The sequence below is a fragment of the Spirosoma sp. 209 genome (genome assembly GCF_002006735.1).
Lineage (GTDB): Bacteria > Bacteroidota > Bacteroidia > Cytophagales > Spirosomataceae > Spirosoma > Spirosoma sordidisoli.
The window spans coordinates 70476-78009 of the sequence record NZ_MVEC01000022.1 but is presented as its reverse complement, the minus strand read 5'-3'; the positions used below and the strand labels follow the sequence as shown (position 1 = coordinate 78009).

Sequence of the window (7534 nt, the reverse complement as noted above, 5' to 3'; positions counted from 1 at the left end):
GGCAGCGAATCAATCGGAAAGCCCCTAACTCAATCACCAGATGCATCCATTTTTTTTGTATGTTCTACTCGCCATTGCCGCCACGCTACCGGCTTTAGTGCTACGTTTTGGTAGCTGGCAACCCAGTGCCCTGGTTGCCGTTGGCGGATATGGCAGTGCCATCTTAGCCGCCGGTTTCCTTTTGTCCTGGGGAGCCGAAAGTGCCGAACGATTTGTTTCCCAGGGGTTGATCCTGGCCTTAGTCGCCCTGGTGACGGTGCTGCCCGAATACGCGGTCGATATTTATTACGCGTTTCAGGCGGGTCAGCATCCCCAGTCGATGTATGTTCATTACGCTGCGGCCAACATGACGGGGGCCAACCGGCTGCTGGTGGGGGTTGCCTGGCCGCTGATGGCCGTGTTGCATTGGTATAAGACCCGTCAGCGGGCCATTGATCTGCAACCCGCTAACGGATTGGAGATCGGCTTTCTGCTGGGTGCCAGTCTGTACGCCTTTATTATCCTGCTCAGGGATCAGATCGGCTTATGGGATACGCTCATCCTGGTTGGGTTGTTTGGTAGCTATTTATGGCGGGTTAGCCATACCCCGAAGGCCCAGGAAGCGGAGGAAGACGAAGAACCCGGCCCGGCAGCCGCCTTGTCGAGGCTGCCCAAAGCCCAGCAGTGGGGCATCATCGGTCTGCTTACGGCGGTGGCCAGTGGGGTGATTTTGGTGTGCGCCGAGCCGTTCGCTGAATCCATCGTGCGGGCGGGTCGCCAGGTAGGAATCGATGAGTTTCTGCTGATCCAGTGGCTGGCACCGCTGGCCAGTGAAGCGCCCACCGTCTCCATTGCGGTCTTGTTTGTGCTGGCTGGCCGCTCCGGGGCGGGGCTCACGGCCATGATCAGTGATAAAATCAATCAGTGGACGCTGCTGATTGGTATGCTGCCGCTGGCCATGAGTGTTGGGGCCTCCACCTTCACGGCCCTGCCTTTAGACACCCGCCAGCATGAAGAATTTTTCTTAACGGCCACTCAGTCGCTCTTTGGAGTGGCCGTACTCCTTCGGTTCCGGCTTAGCCTGTGGCATGCCGCTATCCTGGTTGGTTTGTTCAGCGTCCAGATTGGATTGGCCTTTCATTACCAGCACGACCCGGTCGCCAGTGTGAGGGCGCTAACTTACCTGGGATGGGTGTATCTGGCTCTGGCCCTGTTCTTCTTTACCCTGAATTTTTCCCAACTCAACGCGGTAGCCCGGCAGGTACTCAGAGGTAGCCCGGCTACCATCCCGGATTGAGCACGAAACTCGTCCGACTCGCTAATCCTGACATACCGGCCTTAAACAGAAGCTTTATGTATTACCCCGTTTATCACTATTGACCTATGTTACGAATAAAAAAACGCCAGTGGTCAGCACCTGGTTTTGCCCTGCTTCTATGCTGGTTGCTGACAAGCCCCTCTTCCTTGGCGCAGACCATGAGCACCTCTCCTGCTTCTGATACACTTCGGCTAAGTTTAGCCCAGGTGGAGCAAATGTTCCTCGACCGCAACTTTCAGCTTCTCGCTCAGAAGTACCAGATTGACATCGCGGGGGCAGGGGTGACCCAAGCCGGGCTGCATGCCAATCCGAACGTGCTGTTCATGACCAATCTGTATAATCCAAATACAAACAAGGTATTGCCCCTGCGTACTCCCTCTCAGGTCGATCTTGACAATCAGGTGTATAATAGTGGGTACTTGCAGCTACAGGTACAGCAGCTCATTCAACTGGCGGGCAAACGCAGCAAGCTCATTGCGCTGGCTGAAAGTAATCGCAGTCTGGCTCAACTGGCCTTTCGGGAGTTACTACGTGATCTGCGGTATCAGTTGTATTCGACCTACGCGAACCTGTATTATGACTTAAAAGCGCTGGCGCTGTTTGGTAACGAACTGGCTCGCCAGCAACGCCTGGCCGACTCCTACCGGGTCGCCTTAAAAACAGGCGGTATCGCACCTTTCGAAGTGACGCGGCTGGATCTGGCTAACCGTGATCTACAGGCAAACATCGCGAATTACCAGAGTCAGATTGCCGATGAGCAGGCCACCCTGAGGGTTCTGTTGCGACGGGGAGATGACTCACTCCTGTACCCGATCAGCATCCCGACCACCCAACCTGTGCTGCCGTCCGTATCGACCGCCCTCGATTCCGCCCTGGCCCACCGGCCGGATGTGGCGCTTACCCAGGAACAGATTATCAATGCCGAACGGAGCCTGTCGCTTGAACGGGCCCGAAGAACCCCTAACCTGATCGTTGGTGCTGACTACGAACGGTATGGTAATGCTTACCTCAACTTTGTCGGCTTACAACTACTGATGGATGTGCCAATCCGAAACCGGAATCAGGGCGCGATTAAAGCGGCTGAGCTGACGTTGAAAAGTGTGGGGGCCGGGCTGGACAACCAGCAGAATCTGGTTAAAAGCGATGTACTAAACGCCTACGACAAGCTCAAGGCTTACTACACGCTGTTCAACAGCCGACCGCCGGATACGCTGAATCAGAGTCAGATTCAGCAGATCGCTACCGATGCTACCCGGCTCTACAACGCCCGTACCATCGGCCTGCTGGATTATCTGGACAAAATCCGTGTCTACCAACAGGCGCAGCTAAATGACATCAATCTGGACAACAATCTGTTCCAGTCCCAGCAATTGCTCAATTACGCGACAAACACCCGTTTTTTCTAAAGGGTCTATCCATCCTGTTGATGCTACAGGGAACCTCAACGGAACGCTCAAGCCTGTTTAGCTATATCCCACCGGGTTTTTAAACCCGATTCACCCAACCTGTTTTTTTATGAGACAACTATCATTTCGGACCAGCACGCTGGCGTATACTAAGGGACGATTATTGATTAAACGTATTCAGGCTTCCCTTTTTTGGAAAGGGCTGGCCGCTACGGTAGCGATCTTACTGATGACCACCTGTACGCCAGAAAAAGGACTGGACCCCACGTTTACCGTGGAAACCGTTCCTCAGCGGGTACCCATCGAGCCGGGACTGATCGATGAAGCATCGGGGATCGCCGACAGCCAGACGATGAATGGTTACCTGTGGGTTGAGGAAGACAGCGGTAATCCGTCCCAGTTAAATCTACTCTCGCACGCGGGTAAACTGATCGGACGGATACACATTCCGGGCGTCATGAACCGGGATTGGGAAGATCTCGCTATTGGCCCTGGGCCCCAGTCTGGAGTTTCCTACCTGTACGTAGCCGATATAGGGGATAATGCGGGGGGTAACGCGGAAAACTACATCTACCGGCTGGCTGAACCAACCTCGTTGACGGCTATGGTCTCCTCGGTTGATCGAATTGCGTTTCGCTACGCCGACGGCCCGCACGATGCCGAAACGCTCCTGTTAGACCCCTTGACGCGCGATTTGTGGATCGTCACCAAAGCCGCCGATAAGGCTCGACTGTACCAGTTGGCGTATCCACAAACTACGGCATCGGTTTCCACCGCCACCTTCCGGGGGGAAGTACCCCTTAGTTTAGTGACCTCGGGTAGTATCTCGCCCGATGGGACGGACATCGTGTTGAAAACCTACGTGGGCATCGCCTACTGGCGACGCACTACAAAGGAGGGTCTCGATGCGGTACTCACTACCCAGCAACCCCGCTCATTACCCTATCTAATCGAGCCCCAGGGCGAGGCAATCGGGTTTGATAAAGCGGGGAATGGCTTTTTCACCCTGAGTGAGCGCGGCAATGCCGCGTCGGTTACCTTGAATTATTATAAACGGCTCTAATTGGTCAATGTCCATGCAATAAAACGGAATTGGTACTTGTGTAGTGATTATAAAACTTACGATTGTGAGGCATTTATTGATAGGGTTATTGCTGTTGTTCATTCATGCATCCGCACAAGCACAGGAAGACAACCCTCCCCGGCCCGGTGATTTTGATGGCGGCTACCTCTTCATAGGCCCCGGCGACGTGTTAAAATTTAAAGGCTATGCGCAAGTGGATACATACCTGCCCTTTGGCAATAGTCCTAACCTTTCTGAATTTTTGGTGCGAAGGGCACGATTTGCCGTCACCGGCTTTTTCCATGAAAAGTTCAGGTACATGCTATACGTCCGTATGGACAGAGGAAAAGTAGAATTGAACGAAGCTTTTCTGGAGTCGAGGCATTTACCTTTTGCCAGGTTCCGTGTTGGGCAATTTAAGGTTCCCTTCAGCCAGTCCAACCTTCAATCAAGCGCTCAAATTGATTTTGTGAGCCGGGCTTTTATGATCGAAAATTTTTCGCCTGCTTACGATATTGGGGCAATGGTGTTTGGCGAAGATAAGCAGAAAATTTTTAATTATGCCACAGGCCTCTTTAACGGTGAAGGTCGTAATAAACCGGAAAACAACAATGGCAAAACGGTCATCGGTAGAGTAGTGCTTATGCCATTTGCTTCGTTTAAAAGTTCCATTGTCGGACAGGTGCATTTGGGCGCTTCTTTTTCGCACGGAAGGCAAAAAAATAATTTTAGTAAGGCCAGCTACAAGCTGCCTACCGAATCGGCAGTGCTTTCTTACAGCGATAGTGTGCAGCAAGGGGGTAGCGTTACCATTTTTGGATACGACCTGGAGTGGTTGATAAAAAACGTTGGGATTAGGGCAGAATATCTGCGGTATACCGCAGAAAACCTGGTGAGAAATGGAGGTGCCGCTAATTTGAAGGCCGATGGGTATTACCTAGCCGCCACCTATGTACTGACAGGGGAGGGCAAAAAATCAAACGCCAATGTAAAGCCTAACAAACCCCTCGATGCAAAAAGGACGGGCTGGGGGGCTTTTGAACTGGCGGCCCGTTATGAAATGTCGCATCTGCCGGATGCTGCATTGCTGGCAAATCTTGCCAATGGCACGAACGGATTGCATGCCGCTACGGCAGGCATAAATTGGTATGTGAATGATGATGTAAAAGTGGTGTTAAATTATACAAGGTATGTCTTCAATCAACCCATTAATAATGATGGCCGATGGTACACAAAAAGCCATTTATTGCAGCTCCGGTTCCAATACCAGTTTTAGAAGAGCGGTTGAAAAAATGTTGTTTATAAATAAGCGTCACTTTCTAACGGCCATAGCCTTGAGGATGAGAAGGTTTCAAACATTATGCTACCTTATGAAAGAAAACAAGTTTATTTACACCGTTCATCAGATGCCTGCAGGCCTGCGGCTTTTGGTTGCCGTAGCATTTGCTGGAATTGCTTTTTTATTCGCTGAAGGCCGAGCCACTTCTTCTATTCAATTTATGGTTGCATGGTTAAGCTTTGCCCTGACAAATCTGGTTTTATTCTGGACAACGATGTTCACTGTTCAACCGGATGAAATCAAAAGTGTTGCTAAAAAACAGGACACCAGTCGCACGGTTCTTTTTCTAATGGTGCTCTCGGTTTGCTTCATCAGCTTATTTATCATTGTCTTGTTGATGAAGATGCTGCCGGCTATTAACGAGTCTAACGAGTCGGGTTACAATGTGCACCTGGCACTGGCGGTAGCCTCTGCTGTTTGTTCGTGGGGGTTGATACATACGGTGTTTGCCGTTCGTTATGCGCATCTTTTTTACACCTCTAAAACCAACGAAGATGGTATTGAAAAAGAGCACATGGGCGGGTTGAATTTCCCAAACGACGAAACGCCAAACTACATTGACTTTGCCTATTTTTCCTTTGTCATCGGCATGACCTTCCAGGTATCCGATGTGCAGGTTTCTTCCAGCACCATCCGTCGCCTGGCTCTGTTGCACGGGGTGCTTTCCTTTGGTTTTAATACCGTCATTGTGGCGTTAAGCATCAACATTATCTCAACGTTTGTGCAGAAATAAGAAGGTTGGGTAGTTTTGCCGTTTTGGTGCGACTGCTCCGCTTTGGCGGTCTGACGGCATCGCTGGCGCACCACCCCGGTCGTTCATCCTAAATGAGGGCTAAACTCAGGGACGGATGGCAAGGAAATTCATATCTTGACAAACGGACAACCGCCACAGCCGGTCCGCCGGTTCGGTACCGTTTACTTCCAGATCGGACAACGGTTAACATTTTTCTGAATGGTACTCTATACGACTCATTTCATGCAGGCCTAGTATCGTTAAAAATGACTGGACACATCCAGACAATGGATGATCTAAACTCGACTTGTTGTCTTGTGCAGTTTAGTACAATCCTACTGTCTTTTGAACCCGATGAATAGCCCTGTCGTCTATAAAAGCTAGCTACCCCGTGCCAGAATGGCCAGCCTAAAAAACCGGCAGGTCATTCTGGCACGGGGTAGCCAAATTAAATTCGATCTATTAATTCTCATTTGACTCATGGTAACCTCAATCCGAACAGTGCAAATGTTGTTTGGGCTGGCAATGGCCCTAGGAGTAAGCGGTTGGTGTTTGTGGCGCTTAGGAATCCTGTTTGGCCTTTTCAAGCGTAAAACGGCCAAAAATGAGGGATCTAAGGAACGTCAGAAGAGTAAGGGGACCGGGCAGAAGGCTCCACAGCAAGCCCAGCTAAAGGAAAAGAAAGCAACAATATCCAAGAAGGCGCTGTATACTGCGCAACAGATAAACCAACGAGCGAAGTAGATGAACGAACCCCGCTGGGAATAGTATACCAGGCTTGAGACGGGCTTAGCGGGTTAAATCCTGGTGTCTCATTCAGATGTAACCGGTTTAGGTAAACTCTATGAATGTTATTCGATACAAAACGTATTGTGATGATGAATAAATCAATATTTCAGGTAGCGGGGATGGATTGTCCTTCCGAAGAACAACTCATCCGCATGAAGCTGGCTGATAAGCAGGACGTTGAACGGCTCCAATTTGATATTCCAAACCGTAAAGTAACGGTGCTGCACAATGGGGATGCCGAGCCGATCACGCGCGCCCTGGCAGAATTACGGTTGGATAGCCGGTTGCTCGAAACGGAAGATGCGGACTTGGCCGAACTGACGGAAGAAGTCCCCAGCGTGGATTCGCCACGCGACCGCCGTTTGCTGCTGACGGTGTTGGCCATCAATGGCTTCTTTTTTACCCTCGAAGTGCTGGCGGGTATTCTGGCCGATTCGATGGGCCTGATCGCCGATTCACTCGATATGCTGGCCGATGCCCTGGTTTATGGGCTGGCTCTTTATGCCGTGAGCAAGGCTGTCAGGGCGCAAAAGAAGGTCGCCCGCATCAGTGGCTACCTGCAATTAATCCTGGCGGCTGGGGGATTGGTAGAAGTGGTGCGCCGGTTCATCACGGGCGAAGCTTTGCCCGATTTTGGGCTGATGGTGGTGGTTTCCCTGCTGGCTCTGATCGGCAATTCGATCTGCTTGTATCTGCTACGACGCGAAAAGAGCGACAAAGCGCATATGCAAGCCAGTGAGATTTTCACCTCGAACGATATTGTCGTGAATCTGGGGGTGATCCTGGCCGGAGGCCTGGTCTATCTGACCCATTCGCCTTATCCCGATTTACTGATCGGCCTGGCGATATTCGTGGTCGTGGCAAGGGGTGCGTTTCGGATTTTTCAATTAGCGCGCTAAAGCGCAGT

General features: G+C 51.2%; 6 protein-coding genes. All 6 read left to right on the top strand.

Features of this window, described 5'->3' with window-relative positions; translation table 11 throughout:
* The first annotated feature begins 40 nt into the window (after window positions 1-40).
* The 6 genes from B1C80_RS25100 (at window position 41) to B1C80_RS25070 (ending at window position 7526) form a co-directional block, all read left to right on the top strand.
* Window positions 41-1276, top strand: coding sequence for a sodium:proton exchanger (locus B1C80_RS25100; protein ID WP_077923944.1), 1236 nt, complete (start codon window positions 41-43; stop codon window positions 1274-1276).
* A 179-nt stretch (window positions 1277-1455) separates the two neighbouring features.
* Window positions 1456-2703, top strand: a complete 1248-nt coding sequence (locus B1C80_RS25095) for a TolC family protein (RefSeq protein WP_236648921.1) — start codon at window positions 1456-1458, stop codon at window positions 2701-2703.
* A gap of 109 nt (window positions 2704-2812) precedes the next feature.
* Entirely contained in the window at window positions 2813-3766 is a 954-nt protein-coding gene (locus tag B1C80_RS25090; protein WP_077923942.1) for a PE-PGRS family protein, read from the top strand.
* Between the two features lie 64 nt (window positions 3767-3830).
* Window positions 3831-5042, top strand: a complete 1212-nt coding sequence (locus B1C80_RS25085; protein WP_161492817.1) for an OprO/OprP family phosphate-selective porin — start codon at window positions 3831-3833, stop codon at window positions 5040-5042.
* Between the two features lie 94 nt (window positions 5043-5136).
* Complete coding sequence (locus B1C80_RS25080) at window positions 5137-5838, top strand: DUF1345 domain-containing protein (RefSeq protein ID WP_077923940.1); 702 nt, start codon at window positions 5137-5139, stop codon at window positions 5836-5838.
* 878 nt (window positions 5839-6716) lie between these two features.
* Window positions 6717-7526: a cation transporter gene (locus B1C80_RS25070; protein ID WP_077923952.1), complete on the top strand. Its 810-nt coding sequence runs from the start codon at window positions 6717-6719 to the stop codon at window positions 7524-7526.
* Window positions 7527-7534 lie beyond the last annotated feature (8 nt).

What these genes read in the sequence shown, in the direction of transcription:
- B1C80_RS25100 (WP_077923944.1), top strand. Translation starts at nt 41, where the DNA reads ATGCATCCATTTTTTTTGTATGTTCTACTCGCCATTGCCGCCACGCTA.
- B1C80_RS25095 (WP_236648921.1), top strand. Translation starts at nt 1,456, where the DNA reads ATGAGCACCTCTCCTGCTTCTGATACACTTCGGCTAAGTTTAGCCCAG.
- B1C80_RS25090 (WP_077923942.1), top strand. Translation starts at nt 2,813, where the DNA reads ATGAGACAACTATCATTTCGGACCAGCACGCTGGCGTATACTAAGGGA.
- B1C80_RS25080 (WP_077923940.1), top strand. Translation starts at nt 5,137, where the DNA reads ATGAAAGAAAACAAGTTTATTTACACCGTTCATCAGATGCCTGCAGGC.
- B1C80_RS25070 (WP_077923952.1), top strand. Translation starts at nt 6,717, where the DNA reads ATGAATAAATCAATATTTCAGGTAGCGGGGATGGATTGTCCTTCCGAA.